This window comes from Micromonospora sp. WMMD812, assembly GCF_027497215.1.
Classification (GTDB): domain Bacteria; phylum Actinomycetota; class Actinomycetes; order Mycobacteriales; family Micromonosporaceae; genus Micromonospora.
Genome location: NZ_CP114904.1, coordinates 874,870 through 895,338, shown reverse-complemented (window position 1 = coordinate 895,338; position 20,469 = coordinate 874,870). Strand labels below are relative to the sequence as shown.

Sequence of the window (20,469 nt, the reverse complement as noted above, 5' to 3'; positions counted from 1 at the left end):
GCAGTGCCAGCAATCTCCCCAAGAATACGCAAATTGGTCATTAAGCTGATGATTGATCCGAAGGGGAGCCGAGGGCGCCCCTCCGCCGCGTACCGCCTGGGAGCACCCGACATGTCAGCGACCGCCCCCGTGCGCCCCGCGCTGCTCCTCGTCACAATCGTCGAGCCGTCGGTGCGGCTGGGCGTGCCGGGCGAGGGCGACCGCGCCGGTGACGGCGAACGCGAAACCCAGGATCGCCACCGGCAAGAACCCGGGCCGGACCCGGTCCCCGAGCAGCAACCAACCGGTGACCGCCGGCGCCACGGTCTGGCCGACGATGGACGACGCGGAGGCGACGGTCACCGAGCCGCGCTGGAGCGCGGTCGCGTAGAGCAGGACGCCGGTCAGGCCGGCGAGCACCACGGCGTAGGTGGCCGGGTTGCCGACGATGGCGCCGACGGTGTCGGCGCGGGCCAGCAGCCGGGCCCCGAGCGCCGCGGAACCGAAGGACAACCCGGCCAGCACGCCGGGCACCGCCGGGCCGCACATCCGAGGGCTGCCCAGGTACGCGCCGACGGCCACCGCGATCACCACGGCGAGCAGCCACCATCCGGCGCTGGCCGGTACCTCGCCCGGTGGCCCGGCGACCGCCGAGAGCACCAGGAGAACCAGCCCGACGATCACCGCGCCGATCGCCGACCAGTCCAGCGCGGTGAGGCGCAGGCGCAGCACCAGCATGGCGATGAGGGCCACCATGCCGAGGTTGGCCGCTCCCACCGCCTGCACCGCGAAGATCGGCAACACGCGCAGCGCGGTGAACGTCAGCAGGGACGACGCGCCGTCGAGCACCAGACCCGTCGCGTACGGTCCGTTGCGCACCAACCGGAGCAGCAACCGCGGGTCCAGGTGCGCGGTGGCGGACAACCGGCGCACCCCGATGGACTGCAGGATGGCGGCGGTGGCGCTGCACAGGGCAGCGCCGATCGCCAGCACGAAGCCCACAGCCATGTCAGGATCCCGGAGTCGACGGAGCCGGCCGCGGCCGGCGAGGGCACCTGGGCATACCCGTCTGGGGCGGGGTATGCGGCCGACCGGTCAACGCGGATGGGTGGCACGTGAGCGCGCCGGACCGGTCGGGCGCGCCGGAGCCCGCCGCGCCGGTCGCCCGGCGGGTGCTGGTGGTGTCCGCCAACATCGGCGGCGGGCACGACGCCACCGGCCGCGCGCTCGAGGAGCGCGTCCACGCGCTGTGGCCGGGCAGCCGGGTGGGCTGGGTGGACACCCTCGAGGTGATGGGGCCCGGAGTCGGGCGCGGTTTCCGGCGCACCTACGTGACCAATGTCGGGATGACGCCGTGGTTGTACGAGTTCTTCTGGGCCTCGCTGTGGCGGCACCGCTGGTTCGCCGTCACCGCCAAGTGGTTCACCGGCGCGTGGGCCGGGCATCGGCTCGCCCCGGTCATGGAGGCGTTCGACCCGGATCTGATCGTCTCCACCTATCCCCTGGGCAGCGCCGGCCTGGCCTGGCTGCGCCGGCGTCGCGGGCTCGGTGTGCCGGTCGGCGCCTGGGTGTCCGACTTCGCGCCGCACCCGTTCTGGGTCTACCCGGAGCTGGACCTGAACGTGGTGGTGCACCCGGCGGCCCTGCCGGTGGCCGCGGTCGCCGCGGTGGGCGCGCCACTGGGCGTCTGCGCCCCACCGGTGGTCGACACGTTCCGCCCCGGCGACCGGGCGGACGCCGCCCGGCGGTGCGACCTCGACCCGGATAAGTCGGCAGTAGTGGTGGCCTGCGGCTCGTTGGGGTTCGGGGCGGTGGAGGAGGCGATCCGGGCGCTGGTCGGCATCGGTGACTCCGTCCAGGTGGTGGCCGTGTGCGGGCGCAACGACCGGCTGGCCGCCCGGCTCTCGGCGCTGGACGCCCCGCCGGGCCGGCTGCTGGTACGGGGGTGGGTCGACGACATGCCCACCCTGCTCCAGGCCGCCCGGCTGCTGGTGACCAACGCCGGCGGGGCCACCGCGCTCGAGGCCCTGGCCACCGGCACGCCGATCGTCATGTACCGGCCGATCGCCGCACACGGCGCGGCCAACGCGGCGCTGATGGCAGCGGCCGGGCTCGCCGAGACCGCGCACAGCCCGCAGGCCCTGGTCGCCGGGGTCCGCACCCGCCTCGGCCAGCCGGCTCGACCGGTGGAGGCGCCGTCCGAGGGGCGGCTGCCGGACCTGGGCTTGCCGGCGGTCGCCCGGTCCCGCGAGCCGGAAGGCGGTCGGCCCCCGGACGGCGCCGGTCCACCCGGCGGCGCCCGCCCACCCGGCGGCGCCCGCCCACCCGGCGGCGCCCGCCCACCCGGCGCCGGCCCGGCTGACGGCGCAGGCCCGGCGGGGCGGGTCGCTTCCCCGTCGGCGAGCCGACCGGAGCGGCCGGCGCCGTGCGGCCGCCGGAGGCGCGCGGCGCGCCGCCGTCCGCCCAGCTGGCCGCTGCGCGCGCAGGACGCGTTCTTCCTGCACGTCCAGACCCCCACCGAGGCCCAGCAGGTCGGCACCGTCCTTGACCTGGGTCCGCGTCCCGACGGCGAGGCGCTCGGAACGACGGACCTGACCGTCCTGCTGGCCCAACGGTTGCCGGCGATCACGACCCTGCGCCGCCGCCTCGTCGACCGGGGGCGGTGGCACCGGCCCGGCTGGGTGGTCGACCGGTTCGTCGACCCGGCCGACCACGTCGACGAGATCCGGGTTCCACCCGGCGACGACGGCAGCGCCGCGGTCGACCGGTTCTGGTCTGAGCCGCTGCCCCTCGACCGCCCGCTCTGGCGCATGCTTCTGGTCAGTGGGCTGCCGGACGGGAACACCCGGGTGGCGATCAAGCTGCACCACGCCCTCGGGGACGGGTTGTCCGTCATCGCCGTCCTACAGCGGCTGCTCGACACCGATCGGCCGCCAGCGGCGACGGCGGGCGGACCGGAGGCGGGCGCAGCGACGGCGGGAACGGGAGCCGGAGCCGCGTCGGACGAGCGGCCGGGGGCGGCGGAACCCGGACCGGGCGGCGCCACTGGGGGCCGTACCGCGGCCGCCGGAGCTCCCGCGAGCCGGCCGGAGACCGACCCCGGACGGGGTGGGCTCGACCGGACCCGGGACGCGGCCCGTCGCGTCGGGCGGACCGTACGGGGACTGGCCCGGCTGGCCACCCAGGGCGCCGCGCCGCGCACGCCGCTCAACCGCCGCATCGACTCGCCGCGACGGCGTCTGCTCACCGCGACCCTGCCGGCCGCCGACGTGCTGCGCGCCGCCCGCGCCTGCCAGGCACACTCCAGCGAGCTGATGCTCGCGCTCACCGCCGGCGCGCTGGCCTCGGCGCACCCGGCCCCGGCCCCGGACCGGTTGCGGGCGATGTTCGCGGTCTCCCGCGATCCGCGCCGACGGGCGCCCACCCAGGGCAACTGGACCGGCGCGGTCACCCTCGACCTTCCGCTGCGGCCGGCGCCCGCGCCGGACCGGATCGCCGCGGTGCGCCGGGCGATGCGCGCCGCGCTGAGCAGCGGCGAACCGGAGGCGGCCGGCCTGGTGATGCGGGCGATGGGCGCTCTGCCCGCGCCGGTGCACGCCGCGTTCGCCCGGCGGGTCTACACCAGCCGCCGCCTCAACCTGGTGGTCTCGTACGTGCCGGCGCTGTTCCAGGCACGGCTGCTCAGCGGCGCCCCGATCCGGTCGGCCGCCCCGGTGGTCGCCCTCGCCGAGGGGGTGCACATCGGCATCGCCCTGTTGCGCCGCGGGAGCGGTTTCGAGGTCGGGATGCTGCTCAACGAGGCGCTCGCGGACGTCGGTGAGGCCTTCGTCACGGCGCTGCGGGCCGGTCTCGCCGGGCTGCTCGCCGACGTCGACGGCGCCCCGGACGGGCGGACCGGGTCCGCCGGTGCCCGGCTCGACGGCGGCCCGGGTGCCGGCGTTCCCGTCCGGGACGGCCCGGCCGATCGGGTGCCGCGCGAGGCCGGTACGACCGGTGGAATCGTGGACACGTCCGGCCAGCCGCTGCCGGGAGCCGTACCACCCCGGGTGCCGCGGTGCGCCTGACCGGCGCGGTGGTGCTGGTGACCGGCGCCTCGTCGGGGATCGGGGCGGCGGTGGTGCGGCGGCTCGCCCGGGACGGGAGCCACGTCGTCGCCGCCGGACGGGACGCCGCCCGGCTCGACCGGCTCGCCTCGGAGACCGGCGCCACCACCCTGCTGACCGACCTGAGCCGGCCGCACGCCGGGCGGGAGTTGGCCGAGCGGGCTCTGGCCCGACATGCCCGGGTGGACGTGCTGGTCAACAACGCCGGCCTGGGCTGGGCCGGACCGTTCGGCGGGATGGCCGACCCGCTCGCCGACGAGTTGCTCGCGGTGAACCTGCGGGCACCGATCGAGCTGACCCGGGCACTGTTGCCCAGTATGTGTCACCGCGGCGGCCATCTGGTGTTCGTGGGGTCGATCGCCGGCCGGCTGGGGGTGGACGGCGAAGCGGTCTACGCGGCCACCAAGGCCGGCCTGGACGCCTTCGCGCAGAGCCTGCGGCTGGAGTTGGCCTCCCGCCACGTGGCGGTCAGCATGGTGGTGCCCGGAGTCGTCGACACCCCGTTCTTCGCCCGCCGGGGCCAGCCGTACCGACGCCGCATCCCCCGTCCGCTGGCGCCGGAGCGGGTGGCGGACGCGCTGGCCGACGCCATCCTCCGCGACCGCGCCGAGGTCTACGTGCCGGGCTGGCTGCGCCTGCCGGTGGCGGTACGCGGAGTGCTGCCCGCGGTGTACCGCCGGCTCGCCAGCCGGTTCGGGTGAACCGCCACGACCGCCCGCCGGCCGGCCGGTTCCGGCTGGTGGCGCCCCACCCGCGTCGAAGGGCCGGGGCGGAGCGTGTCGAGGGTCGGTGTGCGACGGCCGACCTCAACACCCTCGCGTGCGACCCGTCTAGTTGAGTCGCGCCGCCCGCATCGTCTCGCGCAGCGAGGACATGGTGGCCAGCACCGCGGTCGGCTCGTACCCGCAGTGCGCCATGCAGTTGGCGCAGCGCTCGTCGCGGCCCCGGCCGTAGCTGTCCCAGTCGGTCTGCTCGACCAACTCCCGGTAGCTCGACGCGTACCCGTCGGACATCAGGTAACAGGGTTTCTGCCAGCCCAGCAGCGAGTACGACGGGATGGCCCAGGCGGTGCAGGGGAAGTCCACCTTCCCCTCCAGGAAGTCGAGGAAGAGCGGCGAGTGGTTCAACCGCCAGCGGGCCCGCCGACCGCCGGAGAAGGCCTTGCGGAACAGCTCCCGGGTCTCCGTCACCCCGAGGAAGTGCTCCTGGTCCGGCGCCTTCTCGTAGGCGTACGCCGGGGAGAGCATCATCTCGTCCACGCCCAGGTCGTCGTTGAGGTAGTCGAGGACCTCGATGATGGTCTGCGGCGTGTCGGTGTTAAAGAACGTGGTGTTGGTGGTGACCCGGAACCCGCGCCGCTTGGCGTCGCGCACCGCCTCCACCGCGGCGTCGAAGACGCCGTCCTTGCACACCGACGCGTCGTGCCGCTCGCGCAGCCCGTCGATGTGGACGGTGAACGCGAAGTACGGCGACGGGCGGAACTTGTCGATCTTCTTCGGCAGCAGGACGGCGTTGGTGCAGAGGAAGACGTACTTCTTGCGCCGGACCAGCTCGGCGACCAGCTTGTCGATCTCCGGGTGCATGAGCGGTTCGCCACCGGCGATCGAGACCATCGGCGCGCCGCACTCCTCCACCGCGGCGAGGGCCTGCTCCACGGGCATCCGACGCTTGAGCAGGTTCGCCGGCTGCTGGATCTTGCCGCAGCCCGCGCACTTCAGGTTGCAGGCGAACAGCGGCTCCAGCTCCAGCAGCAGCGGGAACCGCTTCCGCCGGCGTATCTTCTGGCCGGCCAGGTAACTGGCGACCCGCAGGCTCTGACGCAACGGCATACTCACGGCCGTACCTCCTTCGGCAGGGTGAAAACCACGTCCTCCACGGCAGCGGTGTGCTCGCTCACCTCCCTCGCGCCGAGTGCGGTCAGCGCGGCGACCACCTCGTCGACCAGATCCGGCGGCGCCGACGCGCCGGCCGTGACCCCGACCGTCGCCGCGCCGGCCAGCCAGCGCAGGTCGATGCCGCTCACGTCGTCCACCAGATGCGCGCGCGCCCCCGCGCGCTCGGCGACCTCCACCAGCCGACGGGAGTTGGAGGAGTTGGCCGAGCCGACCACCAGGACCAGGTCGGCGCGGGCGGCGACGGCCGTGATCGCCCGCTGCCGGTTGGTGGTGGCGTAGCAGATGTCGTCCGAAGCGGGCCCGGCCAGCGCCGGAAAGCGCCGACGCAGGGTGTCCAGGATCCCCGCCGCCTCGTCCACGGCGAGCGTGGTCTGGACCAGGTACGACACCCGCGACGGGTCGTCGACCTGCACGGTCTCGGCCGCGGCCGGGTCCGGCACCAGCCGGATCCGCCCGGGCGCCTCGCCCAGCGTGCCGTCGGTCTCCTCGTGGCCCTCGTGCCCGACGAGCAGCACCGTGTCGCCCCGCCCGGCGAACCGGCGCGCCTCGGCGTGCACCTTGGTGACCAGTGGGCAGGTGGCGTCGATGACCGGCAGCCGCCGCTCGGTGGCCTCCTGTCGGACCGCCGGCGACACGCCGTGCGCGGAGAAGACGGTGGGAGCGCCGTCGGGGACCTCGTCCAGTTCGTCCACGAACACCGCGCCGCGGGCCTGGAGGTCGGCCACCACCCGGGCGTTGTGCACGATCTGCTTGCGGACGTACACCGGCGGTCCGTGCCGGTCCAGCGCCTGTTCCACCACCGCGATCGCCCGCTCCACCCCGGCACAGAACGACCGGGGGGAGGCGAGCAGCACGTGGTGCACGCTGCCGGCCACCTCGGCCCACTCGGTGAGCGCGGCCGCCACCACCGGCAGCACCCGCAGCGCGGCGCGGACCCGGCCGAGGGTGGTCGGCCGGTACAGCGAGCCGGCCGCCGTGTCCGCGACCACCCGCACGCAGGCCGTCGGGCGGCCGGCGCAGCCGGCCAGCAGCCAGGCCGATTCGAGGTCGGCGACGAGGGCGCCGGTCGCGGCCAGCCGGTCCCGGGCGCCGCCGTCGGCCAGCCGGTCCGTGCTGACCACCGGCCCCACGTGCACCCGCAGGCCACGGCGGCGCAGCACGGCGGCGAGCAGGTCGGCGTCGGGCATCCGCACCTCGCCCTGCGGGGCGTCGAGGGCCAGCGGGTCGGCGCGCACCACGCTGGCCACCACCACGTCACCCGTGGCCAGCCCGGGCGCGAGCCCGCCGCCGATGCCGGCGACCGCGACCGGGCCGGTCCCGGCCGGGCGCCGGGCGGCGGCCGAGCGGGCCCGTCGAGGCCCGGTCCCGGTCCGGCACAGGGTCAGCCGCCCGTACGGGTCGGTGTCGCCCAGCCCGCGCCGCAACGCCGACGCCTCCGGCCGCATGGGCGCGTACAGCGTCCACGCCGGGTCGTTCGGGACGGCGGGCCGGATCACCGGGTCACCGTGGCCTCGATGCCGGGCACCGTGGCCACGACCTCACCGCCCCGCGCGCCGAGGATCCGGGCGAGCGCGCTGATCGGGAACACCAGTCGGTACAGCCCGTAGTTGATGTAGAAGTCGCCGGGAAAGCCGGTGCCGGTGAACTGCGGCTCGTCCCAGCCACCGTCCGGCCGTTGGGTGTCGACCAGCCAGGTCACCGCCCGGCCGGCCGGCTCCCCCGACCCGTGGCCGGCGGCGTGCAGCGCGAGCAGCGCCCAGGCGGTCTGCGACGCCGTGGACTCGCCCCGCCCGATCCAGGCCGGATCGCGGTAGGAGCGCAGGTCCTCGCCCCAGCCGCCGTCCGCGTTCTGGTGCGCCAGCAACCACTCGACGGCCCGCCGGATCGCCGGGTGGCCGGGCCGCACACCGGCGGCCACCAGGGCGGGGACGACCGCGCCGGTGCCGTACACGTGGTTGGCGCCCCACCGGCCGAACCAGGACCCGTCCGGCTCCTGGTGGCGCAGCAGCCAGTGCACGCCGCGGCGCACCGCCGCGGTGCCGCCGAAGTTCTCCGCGGCCAGCGCCTCGACGATGTGCGCGGTGACGTCGGCGCTGGGCGGGTCGATGACCTCGCCGAAGTCGCAGAACGGCAGGTCGCCGAGGATCGCCCGGGTGTTGTCGGCGTCGAACGCGGCCCACCCGCCGTCGCGGCACTGCATGCCGAGCATCCAGCGGGTGGCCCGCAGCACCGCGCCCTCGGCCGGCACGCCGGTCCGCCGCAACGCCATGATCACCTCGGCGGTGTCGTCGGTGTCGGCGTACCCGTCGTTGTCGAACTCGAAGGCCCAGCCGCCCACCGGCGTGTTCGGCCGGCGTACGGCCCAGTCACCGCGGATGCGGATCTCCTCGTCGAGCAGCCACCGGCCGGCCCGGTCCAGGGCGGGATGGCCGGGCGGCAGTCCGGCGTCGGAGAGCGCGATGACGGCGAGCGCGGTGTCCCAGACCGGGGACTGGCACGCCTCCAACCGGCGGACCGGGCCGTCCGGGGTCTCCTCCCGCACGGTGAACCGTTCCAGGCCGGCCAGCCCGGCCCGCAGCACCGGGTGGTCGAGCGGGTAGCCGAGCAGGTGCAGCGCCATCAGCGAGTAGACCCAGGGTGGCTGGATCCCGCCCCAGGACCCGTCGGCCTCCTGGCGGGCCACGATCCACTCGGCGGCGCGGCGCAGCGCGTGCCGGCGTACCGGCCCGCGGGCGACGCGCTCGTACCCGCTGGCCATCCGGTCCAACCGGTACAGCAGGCCGGGCCGGGTGCGCAGCCGGGGTGGCCGGGACGGCGGCGCGGCGGTGCGCAGCTCGTCGACGTCGAAGCCGAGCGACCGCACCGGGCGCAGCGCGCGGACGATGGACAGCGGGACGATGGTCTGCCGGGCCCAGCAGGCGAAGTCGTAGACGTTGAACGGGACCCACGACGGCAGCAGGACCAGCTCGGGCGGGACGGCGGGCAGCCGGGACCACGGCCAGTGGCCGAACAGGGCCAGCCAGAACCGGGTGAACACCCGGCTCGCGGCGAGTCCGCCGTGCGCGCGGACGAACGCGGCGGCGCTCGCCATGTGCGTCGCCTCCAGCTCGTCGCCCGCCAGCCGCAGCGCCAGGTACGCCTCGATCGTGGTGGAGAGGTCGCCCGGACCGCCGTGGAAGGTGGCCCACGAGCCGTCCGGGCGCTGCTGGGAGCGGATCCAGCGGGCCGTCTCTTCGGTCTGCTCAGCGGTCCGGATGCCGAGGAACTGCCGTAGCATCAGGTCCTCGGCGTCCATGGTGACGTTGGTGGCCAGCTCGCCCTTCCACCAGCCGGCCTCGTCCTGGAGGTCGAGCAGGTGGTCCCGGGCCCGGCGTAGCGCCGCCCAGGACGCGTCGGACCCGTCCGGGCCGACGGCCCGCCCGGCGTCGGCGGTCGTGGCGGTCTTCGGGGACAGCAGCTCGGTCATCAGTGGTCCCGCCCGGTGATGAAGTCGGCCACGTCGGCGAGTTCGCCGCGTACGTCGTCCGGCAGCTCCAGCGCGTCCAGCTCGGCCCGGGCCCGTTCGGTCTCCTGCCAGGCCCGCTGCTGCGTCCAGTCGCGGGCGCCGGTCTCCTCGACCAGTGCGCTCGCCCGGGCGACGTCGTCGTCGCCGAGCGGTGCCGGCGCGCGGTAGAGCTCGGCCAGGGCCGCGCCCGCGGCGTCACCGCCGCTCAGCGCCCGGACGACCGGGATGCTGCGCTTGCGGGCGCGCAGGTCCGACCCGACCGGCTTGCCAGTGCGCCGCGGGTCTCCCCAGATGCCGAGCACGTCGTCGACGAGCTGGAAGGCCAGTCCCAGGTGGAAGCCGAACCGGGACAGGCCGTCGACGAGCGCGGCCGGTGCGCCGCAGAGCAGCGCGCCGAGCGCGCACGACCCGGCCAGCAGGGCGGCCGTCTTGTTTCCCGCCATGGTCAGGCACTCGTCGAGGGTGACGTCGTCGCGCCGCTCGAAGGTGAGGTCGGCCATCTGGCCGGCGATCAGCGCCCGTACGTCGTGGGCGAGCCGCTGCGCCGCCGGGTGGCCGCCGGGCTGCTCGACCAGCGCCTCGTACGCGAGCCCGATGAGCGCGTCGCCGGCGAGGATCGCCGGACCCACGCCGAACACCGTCCACGCGGTCGGCCGGTGGCGTCGCTCGGTGTCGCCGTCCATGACGTCGTCGTGCAGCAGCGAGAAGTTGTGCGCCAGCTCGACGGCGGCGGCGGCCGGCACGCCCGCCCCGACGTCGGCGCCCGCGGCCCGGGCCGACAGCAGCGCCAGCGCCGGACGCAGGCCCTTGCCCTGGTTGGCGGCGGGTGACCCGTCGGCGTCCCAGTAGCCGAGCTGGTAGCCGGCGACCAGCCGGTTGCCCGCGTCCAGACGGTCGAGGAGGACCCGGATCGCCGGCTCGACGTGAGTCTGGATCTGGTCGCTGCTGCGGCTGCGTACAACGGTCATCGTGCGGCCTCCGTGTGGTGTCGGGGCCGGGACACGAGCTGCCGGGCGAGGATGTCGGCGGCCTCCTGGCCGCTGCGTACCGCGCCCTCCATCGTGTCCGGCCATCCGGTGTCGGTCCAAGCGCCAGCCAGTACCAGCCCGGGCAGGCGAGTGGTCGGAGCCGGCCGGTACGCCCGGGTGCCGGGGGCCTGCCGGAAGGTCGCCCGCGGTTCCCGGCTGACGAACGCGTCGCGTACCGGGGTGTGGCGGGCGGCGGGGAACAGCTCGGCCAGCGCGTGGCGCTGTGCCGCCACCAGTTCGGCGGCCGGGCGGTCGATCTCGGCGTCGGCGGCCGACAGCGACACCACCAGGTGCTGCTCGTCGCCGGCGTCCGGCGCCGACCGGTCGAAGATCCACTGTGCCGCGGAGTCCACCGCGGCGGCCATGGTCAGCCGGGTGATCCGGCGGGCGTAGCGCAGGTGCACGTTGACGATCGGGGCCGCGCCCAACCGGTGCCAGACGCCCGCGTCCGGCGCGGCGGGCGGGGGCACCAGCGCGGCCGCGGTCTGGTGGGGCACCGCCAGCACGACCGCGTCCGCGGCGAGTTCGCCGCCGCCCACCCCGACGCGGAAACCGCCGGGCTCCGGGTGGATCCACCGGACCCGGGTCCGGATGTGCACCCGGGCACCGAGCCGGTCCAGCACCCGCCGGGCGGCGACCGCGTGCAGGTCGACCAGGGGCACCAGGGGGCGGCCGATGTCGCCGGCGTCGGCCGCCTCGAGCAGACCGGTGCGGAACACCCGGGCGGCCAGGGCCAGCGACGCCTGTGTGCTGGGCAGGTTCAACGCCGCCACGGTGATCAGGTCCCAGAGCCGGCGCACCGCGCGCTCGCTCTGGCCGTGCGCGGCGAGCCAGTCACCGAAGGCGATCCGGTCGGTGGCCGGCGCGTCCGGGTCGACGTGCCGCAGCGCGGCACAGGCGCGGACGGCGGCGAGCCGCTCGCCGGGGCTGAGCAGCCGGTAGCCGGCCAGGGCGGGCAGCAGGTGCGCCGGCGCGGGCAGCCGGCGGCGGGCCAGCAGGTGCGGCGGCCGGCCGGGAAGCACCACCGGCACCGAGAACCGCGGTTGCAGGTCCGTGCCGGCGGTGGTGCCGAGCCGGTCCAGCAGGCCCCGGTACGCGTGGTAGCAGCGCAGGAAGACGTGCTGCCCGGTGTCCACGGTCAGCCCGTGCCGGCGGAACGAGTAGGTGGCACCGCCGAGTTCGGGCCGGCTCTCCAGCAGGGTCACCGGAAGGCCGAGGTCGGCGAGGCGGATCGCCGCGGTGATGCCGGCCAGCCCGCCGCCGATGACGCACACACCGCCGCCGCCCGGCGGAGCTGTCGGCCCGGTCATGCGGATCGCCCGACCAGTGCCCGGGCCGCCACCCAGGCCTTCTCGGAGGCGGGCAACGACACCCGTCCGCGGGTGACCGCGAGGGGCTCGGCCGCGATCCGGGCGAGCAGCCGGCGGTAGATGCCGGCCATCGCCGCGGTGCAGGCGGCGCTGCGCCGGTCGAGCAGCGGCAGCAGCCGAAGACCGGTGTCGTACCAGCGGGCCGCCCGGGCCGCCTCGAAGCGGACCAGGTCGGTCAGCCGCTCGGGCGGATCGGTGAAGCCACCGTCGCCCAACTCCAGCGCGCAGCCGAACCGCGCCAGGTCCTCGGCGGGCAGGTAGATCCGCCCGTCGACGCGGTCCTCGACGAGATCGCGCAGGATGTTGGTGAGTTGCAGGGCGACGCCGAGCGCGTCGGCCAGCGGGGCCGCCACGCCGGACTCGGCGGTGCCGAAGACGCCGAGGGAGAGCCGACCGATCGAGCCGGCCACGCAGCGGCAGTACCAGTGCAGGTCCTCGAAGGTCTCGTACCGGCGGCCGGTGACGTCGGCCGCGCAGCCGTCGACGAGTTCGTCGAAGGCGGCCAGCGGGATCGGCATCCGGGTCGCGGCGTGCCCGAGCGCGGTGAGGACCGGGTCGCCGCCGCCGTCGGCGGGCAGCCGGTGCAGCGCGGCCCGGGTCTGCTCCAGCCGGCGCAGCTTCTCCTCCGGCGGCAGGTCGCCGTCGCCGATGTCGTCGACCCGCCGGGCCGTGGCGTAGATGGCCGAGAGCGCGCGACGCTTGGCCCCCGGCAGCAGCCGGATGCCGTACGCGAAGTTGGCGGCCTGGCTACGGGTGATGTCCTCGCAGCGGCGGTAGGCGGCCTCGACGCCGACGGTCGCGGTCATCCGGCGCTCCGCACGGTCGCGGACAGCCAGCGGCGCAGCACCCGCCCGCGGCGGGGGCGCACGGACCACCGCAGCGGGTCGTGGTCGGCCTCCGCGAGCGCGTCGAGGGTTGCCCGGCCACCGGCCAGGTAGCCGCTGACCGCCAGCCGGGCCCAGCCACGCAGCGCCGACACCAGCGGCGCGCCGGCGTCGATCCAGGCCCGGGCCCGCTCCGCCTCGAAGGCGATCAGCTCGCGCAGCGGCCGGTTCGCGGCGGGTCGGGCCAGGTCGTCCTCGGTGACCCCGAACCGTTCCCGGTCCTCCGCCGGCAGGTAGATCCGGCCGCGCCGGTGGTCCTCGGCCACGTCCTGCAGGTGCTCGACCAGTTGCAGCGCCGTGCAGATCCGGTCGGAGAGCGCCCGTTGCGCCGGCCCGGCCTGTCCGAACACGTGCAGCACCAGCTCACCGACCGGGTTCGCGGACAGGGTGCAGTAGTCGACCAGCTGAGCGAAGGTGCCGTAGTGGGTGACCCGCTGGTCGACCCGGTTCGCCTCGACGAGCCGGACCAGCGCGTCGAGGGGAAGGCGGCACTGGGCCACGGTCGGGGCGAGGGCCCGGACCACCGGATGGCTCACCGTGCGGCCGGTGTACAGCGCGCGCAGTTCGGCCTCGATCCGGTCCAGCTCGGCGAGCCGGTCGACCCCGGGCGCCATGGGCTCGTCGCCGACGTCGTCGACGTGGCGGGCGTACCCGTAGACGGCGATGAGGTGGCGGCGGTGCCGCGCGGGCAGCACCCGGAGCGCCACGGGGAAGTTCTCCTCCGCCCGGGCCTGGGCGAGCCGGTGCACCGCGGGCACGACGGTCTGCTGACTCATCCCTGTCCTTCCTCTCGGGCGCGGGGGCGACGGCGGTTCATCCGGGCAGCGGGGTCAGCGGCTGCTGCGCCCGGGCCCGCACCCGCACGGCGAGGTCGGCGGGGAGGGTGGACACCTGGTGCAGCACCGCGGCGCAGATGCCGGGCGGGTCCAGCCCGTGCTCGGCGAGCAGACCGGCCCGCTCGCCGTGGGTGATGAACGACGTCGGCAGGCCCAGGGCGCGCACCGGGCTGCCCACGCCCGCGTCGGCGAACGCCAGCGCGACGGCGCCCCCCACGCCCCCGTCGCGGACGCCGTCCTCGACGGTGACCACCAGGGCGTGTTCGGCGGCCAGACCGGCCAGCGCCGGGTTCACCGGCCGGACCCAGCGCGGGTCCACGACCGTGCACTCCACGCCAGCTTCCGCGAGCAGGTCGGCCGCGCGCAGCGCGGGCGCGGCCATCGCGCCGACGGCGACCAGGAGGACCGGCGCGCCCGCCGCGGTGCGCAGGACGTCCAGACCGCCGGTCCGGTAGAGGGCGGGGATCTCGTCGCCCACCCTGGCCTTCGGGAACCGCAGCACCGTGGGCCCGTCCTGGTCGGCGACCGCCTCCCGCAGCTCCTCGCGCAGGGTCGTCTCGTCGCGTGGCGCGGCCACCCGCAGCCCCGGCACCGCGCCCAGCAGCGCCAGGTCCCACATGCCGTGGTGGCTGGGCCCGTCCGGGCCGGTGATCCCCGCCCGGTCGAGCACGAGGGTGACCGGCAGCCGGTGCAGGGCCACGTCGAGCAGAACCTGGTCGACCGCCCGGTTGAGGAAAGTGGCGTAGACGGCGACCACCGGATGCTTGCCGCCGATGGCGAGCCCGGCCGCCGAGGTGACGGCGTGCTGCTCGGCGATGCCGACGTCGATGGTCCGGTCGGGGTAGCGCGCCCCGAAGCCGGCGAGGCCGGTGGGGCCGAGCATCGCCGCCGAGACCGCCACCAGGTCGGGGCAGTCCTCGCCCATGGCCACCAGTTCGTCGGAGAAGGCATCCGTCCAGGTCCGGCCCGGCGCGTTGGCCGGCTGGCCGGTCCGCGGGTCGACCACGCCGACGGCGTGCAGCCGGTCGGCCTCGTCGGCCTCGCTCGGCACGTGCCCGTACCCCTTCCGGGTGACGCAGTGCACCACGACCGACCGGTCACCGGCGCGGGCGGTGCGCAGCGCCGCCTCGACCTGTGCGACGTCGTGACCGTCGACCGGGCCGAGGTACGCCAGCCCGAGCGCCTGGAAGATGGTCGGCGCGTCGGGCGTCGGCCCGGCCGGGTCGTCACCGGTGGCGGCGGTGTGCAGGCCGGCGAGGTGGGCGGCCAGGCCGCCCACCGTCGGGGCGTACGACCGGCCGTTGTCGTTGAGGACGATCACCACGCGGCCCGGCGAGGTCGCCAGGTTGTTCAGCGCCTCCCAGGCGAGTCCGCCGGTGAGGGCGCCGTCGCCGATGACCGCCACCACCGTGCGGCGGATCCCGTCCAGGGCGTACGCGCGGGAGAGCCCGTCCGCGTAGGAGAGCGCGGTCGAGGCGTGGGAGTTCTCGACGATGTCGTGCGGTGACTCGGCACGTCGCGGGTAGCCCGACAGGCCGCCCCGCCCGCGCAGCCTGGTGAAGCGCTCCCGTCGGCCGGTGAGCAGCTTGTGGACGTACGCCTGGTGCCCGGTGTCGAAGATGATCCGGTCGTGCGGGGAGCGGAACACGCGGTGCAGCGCGAGGGTCAGCTCGACCATGCCGAGGTTGGGCCCGAGGTGCCCGCCCCGCCGGCAGACCGCCTCGACGAGGAACTCCCGGATCTCGGTCGCGAGCGACCCGAGCTGGTCGCCGGTGAGCCGATTGAGGTCTGCGGGCTGGTTGACATCGTCAAGCAGGGACATCATCTCTCCGTCCGGGCACGCGCGACTCCGCGGCGACAACCGTGTGGATCGCCGGCCGGCGGGGCGGCCGCCGGCGTGGGTCGTGCTGCGACGCTCGTCCACCGCACGCTGCGGAGACGGTGGCCCGCGCCGGGTGCAACGGGTAGGGCCGGGGACAACGGGCCGCTTGGAACCTGCGCAAAATCACCTTAACCCTACTGATCACTCCTACCGCCTGAAATCGGTTCGAATACCTCGACCAAGGGGGGCGGAGAGCGCGCCGGGAGAGAGCCGGCGACGGTGGTCCGAAGGATCGGGGAGCGGCCCCGACTCAGTGCTCCAGAGCGCGGGTGACCACGGTGACGTCGTCCGCGCCGAACCCGCGGTCCACCGCCCGCTGCCACTGCGCGGCCAGGGTGCTGGCCACGGCGAACCGGTCGACGTCGACCTCGCGCAGCGCCAGGTTCACGTCCTTGAGCGCGAGAGTGAGCGGATACTGCGGGGAGTAGTCGTCGCGGGCGATCCGCTCCATCTTCTCCGCCGCCCAGGGCGCGGCCAGCGGACCTCCCTGCAGCGCGCCGAGCACCGCCGACCGGTCCAGTCCGAGCGCCCGGCCGAACGCGATCGCCTCGGCGAGCCCCTCGGAGAGGAAGGCGAGCATCAGGTTGTTGGCCAGCTTGAGCCGCGAGCCGGCCCCGGCCGGGCCGACCCAGACCGTACGCTGCCCCACCGCGTCGAAGACCGCAGCGGTCCGCTCCCGCGCCTCCTCCGGGCCGGAGGCGAGGACGAGAAGCTTCCCCTGTTCGGCCGGCCCCCGACTGCCCGCCACCGGGGCGTCCACCAGGACGACGCCGGGCCGGCGCTCGGCGACCAGTCGGGCGACCCGCCCGGTGCCGTCGACCCCGATGGTGCTCATCTGTGCCCAGATCGCCCCGTCGGGCATCGCGGCCAGCATGCCCCGACCGTCGGCGATGTCCAGGACGGCGTCCGCGTCGGTCACCATCGTGATCACCACGTCCGCCCGGCGTACCGCGTCCCCCGGGGCGTCGGCGACCTCGGCGCCCAGCTCGCCGAGGCGGCGGGCCGGCTCCGGGCGGCGGTTCCACACCACGGTGGGCAGGCCGGCCCGGAGGATGTTGGCCGCCATCGGCGAACCCATCCCGCCGAGCCCGAGTACGGCCACGCGCTGCGCTCCCGCCATGTGCACCCCTCCTCCCCGGCAGCGTAAGGGCCGGGCCGGCCGGCGATGGCGGGAACGACAAGTCCGTGGGTACGGGCGCTCATGCGTCGACCGACGGCCCGGCATAGCGTCGGCCGCATGAGATTCACCTCCGCCCTCCGTCCCGCTACTCCCCTGACCCAGGCGGCGGGCGCCCTGGCCGTCGCGCTGCTGTCGGCCGCCGCCTGGTACGCGTGGCTGGGCTGGGACACCGGCTATCAGGTGGACCCGGTCACCGGTGCGACGAGCGGCCCGTACCAGGCGTGGCAGGTCGTCGGGTGCGGGCTGACGCTGCTGGTGGTGTTCGTCGGCGCGCTGCTGGTCGGCGTGCGGCCGGTGCCGGCGTCCGCCGCGCTGACCCTCGCGTTCACCGCCGCCTGGGCCGCGACCTGGGCCTCCCGGGACGACACCGGCCTGTACGCGGTCGGCGCCGTGCTGCTGCTGGCCGGGCTCGCCGCGGGCACCACGGTCGTGGCGCTCCTGGTGCGCGCCGTGCGCCCCACCCACCCGCGATAGCCGCCGTCCGCACCGGCGGGCGGCGCACCGGCGCGGCCCTCGACGGGAGCACGCGGGCGCCGTTCGTCGTCCCCCGGACCGCTCGCCACCCCGCCGTAGAATCGACGGCGATCGCTCGAGGCGGCGGGGCCCGGGTGGCTACGGCGGAGGGCGGTGCGGGGACATGGGGCCGGAGCGACGGACGGCATTGTTCGAGCGGGCGCGCGAGTTGTCGACGCAGCAGCACAACTGGCCGGAGGCCGACCGGCTGTGGGGCGAGGTGATCGATGCCTACCGGCGCGCGGCGGCCGGCCCAGGGCCGGGCGACCGGCGCGACCAGCAGCAGCTGGCCCGGGCGTTGTGGCGGCGCGGCATGCTGTCCTCCGCGCGTGGGCGCCCCGCCGAGGGGATGACCCTCGGCCGCGAGGCGGTGAGCGTCTTCACGCAGGTCAACGAGGCGGTGGCGGCCGAGGACCGGAACGCGACCAGTCCGCGTCGTGACGAGGCCCTGGCCGAGCTGATCACCGCGATGGTGGACGTGGCGGAGTCCGCCTTCGCCGCCGGGCAGCCCGCCACGCGCATCGACCTGCTCGAGGAGGCTCTGGCGACGGGGCTACGGACGGCCGGGCCGCCGCCGGGCGCCGGGGTGAAGACGCAGGAGGCGATGGGCACCGCGTACCACAACCAGGCGAACGCGCTGCTGCACCGGGCCATCACCGGCTCGTCGGCCGGCGACGACGCCCGGGAGGCGGCGATGGCGGCTTCCCGGGCCAGCGAACTGCGCCAGAACCTCGCCGATCCGAGCCGGCCGCTCAGCCTCTGGGAGCTGGCCAACACGTACGCGGTCTACGCGCAGTGCCTGGCGTTGATCCGCGACTTCGACCGGGCCCGGATGGTGCTGACGCTGGGCAACGGGTTGGCCGGGCTCCTCGGCCCGGCCGGCGCGGAGATCGTGGCGAAGCTGCGGATCGGGGCGCGCATGGTCGAGATGGAGGAGGCCGCGGGCAGTGGCGTGGGGCCGGTCGCGGGCGCCCCGAAGCGGCGGTGGGGGTGGCGAGGTCGCTGACGGCACGTCCGCCGACGGGCCCCCGCAGGCCGCCCACCGGCGGCGGTGATTCCCGGTAATCCCGATGGCCGGGGCCGCCCTTTGGGAATCTCGACTGGTGACGGAGAAGGTCGAGGTACGCGTACACGGCGTCGCCGGCGCCCGCGCGGAGACCATCCTCGATCATCCGATCGTGGTGCGGGTGGCGGGCGACCGTCGCGCGGGCTTCTACCGGATCCGGCCGGGGTTGGCGGGCCGCGAGGGCGTCCCGGGGGTCACCGTCGAGGCGTACCGCTGGGGCGACCTCACCGGCGGGGCTCTGCTGCTCAAGGTGCTGACCCTGCTCCTGCTGCCGTTCATGTTGTCGAACGTGTCGGTGTGGATGCGACCGGCCGGACCCGGCCGCCACGGCGTGCTGACGGCCATGTGCCGGCTGCTCGCCGGCACGCTGACCGCGGCGTACGCGCTGGCCGTGGTCGGCGTCACCATCGACCTTATTGGATACCAGTGCGCCGCGCGGCCCTGGTGCGCGGCCGACCGGCCCCTGCTGTCCTGGCTCGGGTCCCTGCCGCACGGCGTGCGCATCGTGCTGCTGGCGGTGGTGCCGTTCCTCGCGATCCGGCTCATCTGGTGGATCGGCTCGCGCCGGGCGCGCAACGTGGGCGACATCGGCCCGCCCGCCGAAGACGGCAGAGCCGTCGACGGGCTCGCCGACCCGATGTTCTGGGACGACGACCACCTCGCCGGCCGGCTGCGCTGGATCCACTTCGCGATCGCCACGGCGATCATCGACGCCGGGCTGATCGCGGCCACCATGGCGCCCACACCCGACGTCGCCGCACGGTGGCTGCTCGGTGGTTGTGGCCTCCTGCTGTTGTCCTGCACGGCGCTGTTGAGCTGGGGCCGCCTGCACCACCCCGCGGCCCGCCGGCCGGTACGGGCCCTGCGGCTGGCGAGCATCGCGCTGACCGTCCTGGCGCTCGCCTACGCGCTCGTCCCGCGCACCGCTCCCCCGTCGGACGGGAACATGCCCGGCACCGACGGCGCCACCGCCGCGCTGGCGGCCACCCAGGGCCTGCTGCTGTTGGGACTGGCCGCCCTCACCGTGCGACACCGGCGCCGGACCAGGACCGAGACACCCCCGATCCTGCTCGGCATGGGCACGCCGGTGCTCGCCGCGGCGGCGGTGATCGTCGCGGCGGCGTACTCCGCCACGTTCGTCTACCGCACGGCCGACCTGCTCGACCGGGGCGCGATCCCCAACCCGGTGCGGGCGCCTCTGCCCGGCGCCCCACCGCTGGAGCCGCCCGCCGCCGACTGGTGGGCCGCCACCGCCGCCATCGTCGGCCTGCTGATCGCCGCCGCGGCGCTGGCGTCGTCGCTCCTGCTGACCAGACGACGCCGACGGCGCAACGCCGAGCGCATCGTGCGGCGGGACTTCCCCCACGTGCCGCCCGAGGCCCGGTCCCGGCTGGTGACGGTCGAGCTGGCGGTCGCCCGCTCGCAGGCCACCGAGCTGTTCGGTCCCACGCTCGTCGCCCTGCTCCTGATCTCCTCGGTGGGGCTGGGCACGATCGTCCTCGACCTGGTCGGCACCGGGCCGACGCAGCTCGCGTCCCGGCTCAGCGCCGACAAGAGCCAGGCGGCCCGGGTCGCCGCGTACCTGACCGATGCCGGGATCTACCTCATCAGCGCGGTCGTCATCGGTCTGGTGGTGCTCAGCGTCACGGTCTACCGCTCGCCGGACGCGCGGCGGACGTTGTCGGCCCTGTGGGACCTCGGGACGTTCTGGCCCCGGACGATCCATCCCTTCGCGCCGCCCTCGTACGGCAAGCGGGCCGTGCCGGAACTCGTCCGGCGCGTGAGCGCGCTGACCCGCCGGACCGGGGTCGTCATCTCCGGTCACAGCCATGGCTCGGTGCTCGCCGCCGCCGCCGTGCTCCGGCTCCCACCGGACACGCTGCGACGCGTCGCGCTGCTCACCCACGGCTGCCCGTTGCAGCGTCTCTACGCCCGGGTGTGTCCCGCGTACCTCGGCGAGCACACGCTCCGCGACCTCGGTGGTCGCCTCGACTGGCGGTGGCGCAACCTCTGGCGCGACACCGACAGCGTCGGCGGTCCCGTCTTCCCCACGGCCCACCGCGCCGAAGCCGCCGCCGGGGCCGTCGACATCCGGGTACGCGACCCGCAGAACCTCGTCCCCGACCCGGACGACACCGTCCCGCCACCGATCGAGGGGCACCGGCCATACCACGACCAGAGGGCGTTCCGGGACGCGCTGCGTGAGCTCGCCGAGCAGGTGGGCTAGC

Annotated in this window: 15 protein-coding genes; 5 read left to right on the top strand and 10 right to left on the bottom strand. The window is 75.6% G+C overall.

Annotation, left to right across the window (positions count from 1 at the left end):
• Positions 1 to 114: 114 nt before the first annotated feature.
• Positions 115 to 987 carry a hypothetical protein gene (locus O7603_RS04000; protein ID WP_281574328.1) on the bottom strand — a complete coding sequence of 291 codons (873 nt, stop codon included), beginning with the start codon at positions 985 to 987 and terminating at the stop codon, positions 115 to 117.
• Positions 988 to 1,094: 107 nt separating this feature from the next.
• On the opposite strand from O7603_RS04000, the gene O7603_RS03995 reads away from it, so the two are divergent.
• Both O7603_RS03995 and O7603_RS03990 read left to right on the top strand, forming a co-directional pair.
• Positions 1,095 to 4,043 carry a wax ester/triacylglycerol synthase domain-containing protein gene (locus O7603_RS03995; protein ID WP_281574327.1) on the top strand — a complete coding sequence of 983 codons (2,949 nt, stop codon included), beginning with the start codon at positions 1,095 to 1,097 and terminating at the stop codon, positions 4,041 to 4,043.
• Positions 4,034 to 4,783, top strand: a complete 750-nt coding sequence (locus O7603_RS03990; protein ID WP_281574326.1) for an SDR family oxidoreductase — start codon at positions 4,034 to 4,036, stop codon at positions 4,781 to 4,783. The genes O7603_RS03995 and O7603_RS03990 overlap by 10 nt, the downstream gene beginning before the upstream one ends.
• A gap of 129 nt (positions 4,784 to 4,912) precedes the next feature.
• Here the strand turns inward: O7603_RS03990 and hpnH are convergent, their stop codons facing one another.
• From hpnH to O7603_RS03940, 9 genes are all read right to left on the bottom strand, one after another.
• Positions 4,913 to 5,911 (bottom strand): adenosyl-hopene transferase HpnH, encoded by a 999-nt coding sequence (hpnH, locus tag O7603_RS03985; RefSeq protein ID WP_281576586.1) that lies wholly within the window; start codon positions 5,909 to 5,911, stop codon positions 4,913 to 4,915.
• A 2-nt stretch (positions 5,912 to 5,913) separates the two neighbouring features.
• Positions 5,914 to 7,422, bottom strand: a complete 1,509-nt coding sequence (gene ispH / locus O7603_RS33015; RefSeq protein ID WP_348651067.1) for a 4-hydroxy-3-methylbut-2-enyl diphosphate reductase — start codon at positions 7,420 to 7,422, stop codon at positions 5,914 to 5,916.
• Positions 7,423 to 7,469: 47 nt separating this feature from the next.
• The gene (gene shc / locus O7603_RS03970) at positions 7,470 to 9,443 is read right to left on the bottom strand and encodes a squalene--hopene cyclase (protein ID WP_281574325.1); all 1,974 of its coding nucleotides are present in this window, start codon (positions 9,441 to 9,443) and stop codon (positions 7,470 to 7,472) included.
• Positions 9,443 to 10,450: a polyprenyl synthetase family protein gene (locus tag O7603_RS03965; RefSeq protein WP_281574324.1), complete on the bottom strand. Its 1,008-nt coding sequence runs from the start codon at positions 10,448 to 10,450 to the stop codon at positions 9,443 to 9,445. Before O7603_RS03965 ends, shc begins: the two co-directional genes overlap by 1 nt.
• A complete protein-coding gene (gene hpnE / locus O7603_RS03960; protein WP_281574323.1) occupies positions 10,447 to 11,820 on the bottom strand; it encodes a hydroxysqualene dehydroxylase HpnE in 1,374 nt (457 codons plus the stop codon). Before hpnE ends, O7603_RS03965 begins: the two co-directional genes overlap by 4 nt.
• The gene (gene hpnD / locus O7603_RS03955; RefSeq protein WP_281574322.1) at positions 11,817 to 12,686 is read right to left on the bottom strand and encodes a presqualene diphosphate synthase HpnD; all 870 of its coding nucleotides are present in this window, start codon (positions 12,684 to 12,686) and stop codon (positions 11,817 to 11,819) included. The genes hpnE and hpnD overlap by 4 nt, the downstream gene beginning before the upstream one ends.
• Entirely contained in the window at positions 12,683 to 13,540 is an 858-nt protein-coding gene (hpnC, locus tag O7603_RS03950) for a squalene synthase HpnC (RefSeq protein WP_281574321.1), read from the bottom strand. The genes hpnD and hpnC overlap by 4 nt, the downstream gene beginning before the upstream one ends.
• A 37-nt stretch (positions 13,541 to 13,577) precedes the next feature.
• On the bottom strand, positions 13,578 to 15,422 hold the full coding sequence (locus tag O7603_RS03945) for a 1-deoxy-D-xylulose-5-phosphate synthase (RefSeq protein ID WP_281574320.1): 1,845 nt from the start codon (positions 15,420 to 15,422) through the stop codon (positions 13,578 to 13,580).
• Positions 15,423 to 15,732: 310 nt separating this feature from the next.
• The gene (locus O7603_RS03940; protein ID WP_281574319.1) at positions 15,733 to 16,602 is read right to left on the bottom strand and encodes an NAD(P)-dependent oxidoreductase; all 870 of its coding nucleotides are present in this window, start codon (positions 16,600 to 16,602) and stop codon (positions 15,733 to 15,735) included.
• Between the two features lie 117 nt (positions 16,603 to 16,719).
• Here O7603_RS03940 and O7603_RS03935 point away from each other — a divergent pair, with 117 nt between their 5' ends.
• The 3 genes from O7603_RS03935 to O7603_RS03925 all read left to right on the top strand — a co-directional run bounded on the left by O7603_RS03935 (position 16,720) and on the right by O7603_RS03925 (position 20,468).
• The gene (locus tag O7603_RS03935) at positions 16,720 to 17,136 is read left to right on the top strand and encodes a hypothetical protein (RefSeq protein WP_281574318.1); all 417 of its coding nucleotides are present in this window, start codon (positions 16,720 to 16,722) and stop codon (positions 17,134 to 17,136) included.
• A 163-nt stretch (positions 17,137 to 17,299) separates the two neighbouring features.
• Entirely contained in the window at positions 17,300 to 18,181 is an 882-nt protein-coding gene (locus O7603_RS03930) for a hypothetical protein (RefSeq protein ID WP_281574317.1), read from the top strand.
• 97 nt (positions 18,182 to 18,278) lie between these two features.
• The gene (locus O7603_RS03925; protein ID WP_281574316.1) at positions 18,279 to 20,468 is read left to right on the top strand and encodes a hypothetical protein; all 2,190 of its coding nucleotides are present in this window, start codon (positions 18,279 to 18,281) and stop codon (positions 20,466 to 20,468) included.
• The last annotated feature ends 1 nt before the right edge of the window (position 20,469 follow it).

Coding starts and splice junctions, on each gene's coding strand:
- ispH (WP_348651067.1), bottom strand. CDS start 7,422: ATGCGGCCGGAGGCGTCGGCGTTGCGGCGCGGGCTGGGCGACACCGAC.
- O7603_RS03965 (WP_281574324.1), bottom strand. CDS start 10,450: ATGACCGTTGTACGCAGCCGCAGCAGCGACCAGATCCAGACTCACGTC.
- O7603_RS04000 (WP_281574328.1), bottom strand. CDS start 987: ATGGCTGTGGGCTTCGTGCTGGCGATCGGCGCTGCCCTGTGCAGCGCC.
- O7603_RS03940 (WP_281574319.1), bottom strand. CDS start 16,602: ATGGCGGGAGCGCAGCGCGTGGCCGTACTCGGGCTCGGCGGGATGGGT.
- O7603_RS03935 (WP_281574318.1), top strand. CDS start 16,720: ATGAGATTCACCTCCGCCCTCCGTCCCGCTACTCCCCTGACCCAGGCG.
- O7603_RS03945 (WP_281574320.1), bottom strand. CDS start 15,422: ATGTCCCTGCTTGACGATGTCAACCAGCCCGCAGACCTCAATCGGCTC.
- hpnD (WP_281574322.1), bottom strand. CDS start 12,686: ATGACCGCGACCGTCGGCGTCGAGGCCGCCTACCGCCGCTGCGAGGAC.
- shc (WP_281574325.1), bottom strand. CDS start 9,443: ATGACCGAGCTGCTGTCCCCGAAGACCGCCACGACCGCCGACGCCGGG.
- hpnH (WP_281576586.1), bottom strand. CDS start 5,911: ATGCCGTTGCGTCAGAGCCTGCGGGTCGCCAGTTACCTGGCCGGCCAG.
- hpnC (WP_281574321.1), bottom strand. CDS start 13,540: ATGAGTCAGCAGACCGTCGTGCCCGCGGTGCACCGGCTCGCCCAGGCC.
- O7603_RS03930 (WP_281574317.1), top strand. CDS start 17,300: ATGGGGCCGGAGCGACGGACGGCATTGTTCGAGCGGGCGCGCGAGTTG.
- hpnE (WP_281574323.1), bottom strand. CDS start 11,820: ATGACCGGGCCGACAGCTCCGCCGGGCGGCGGCGGTGTGTGCGTCATC.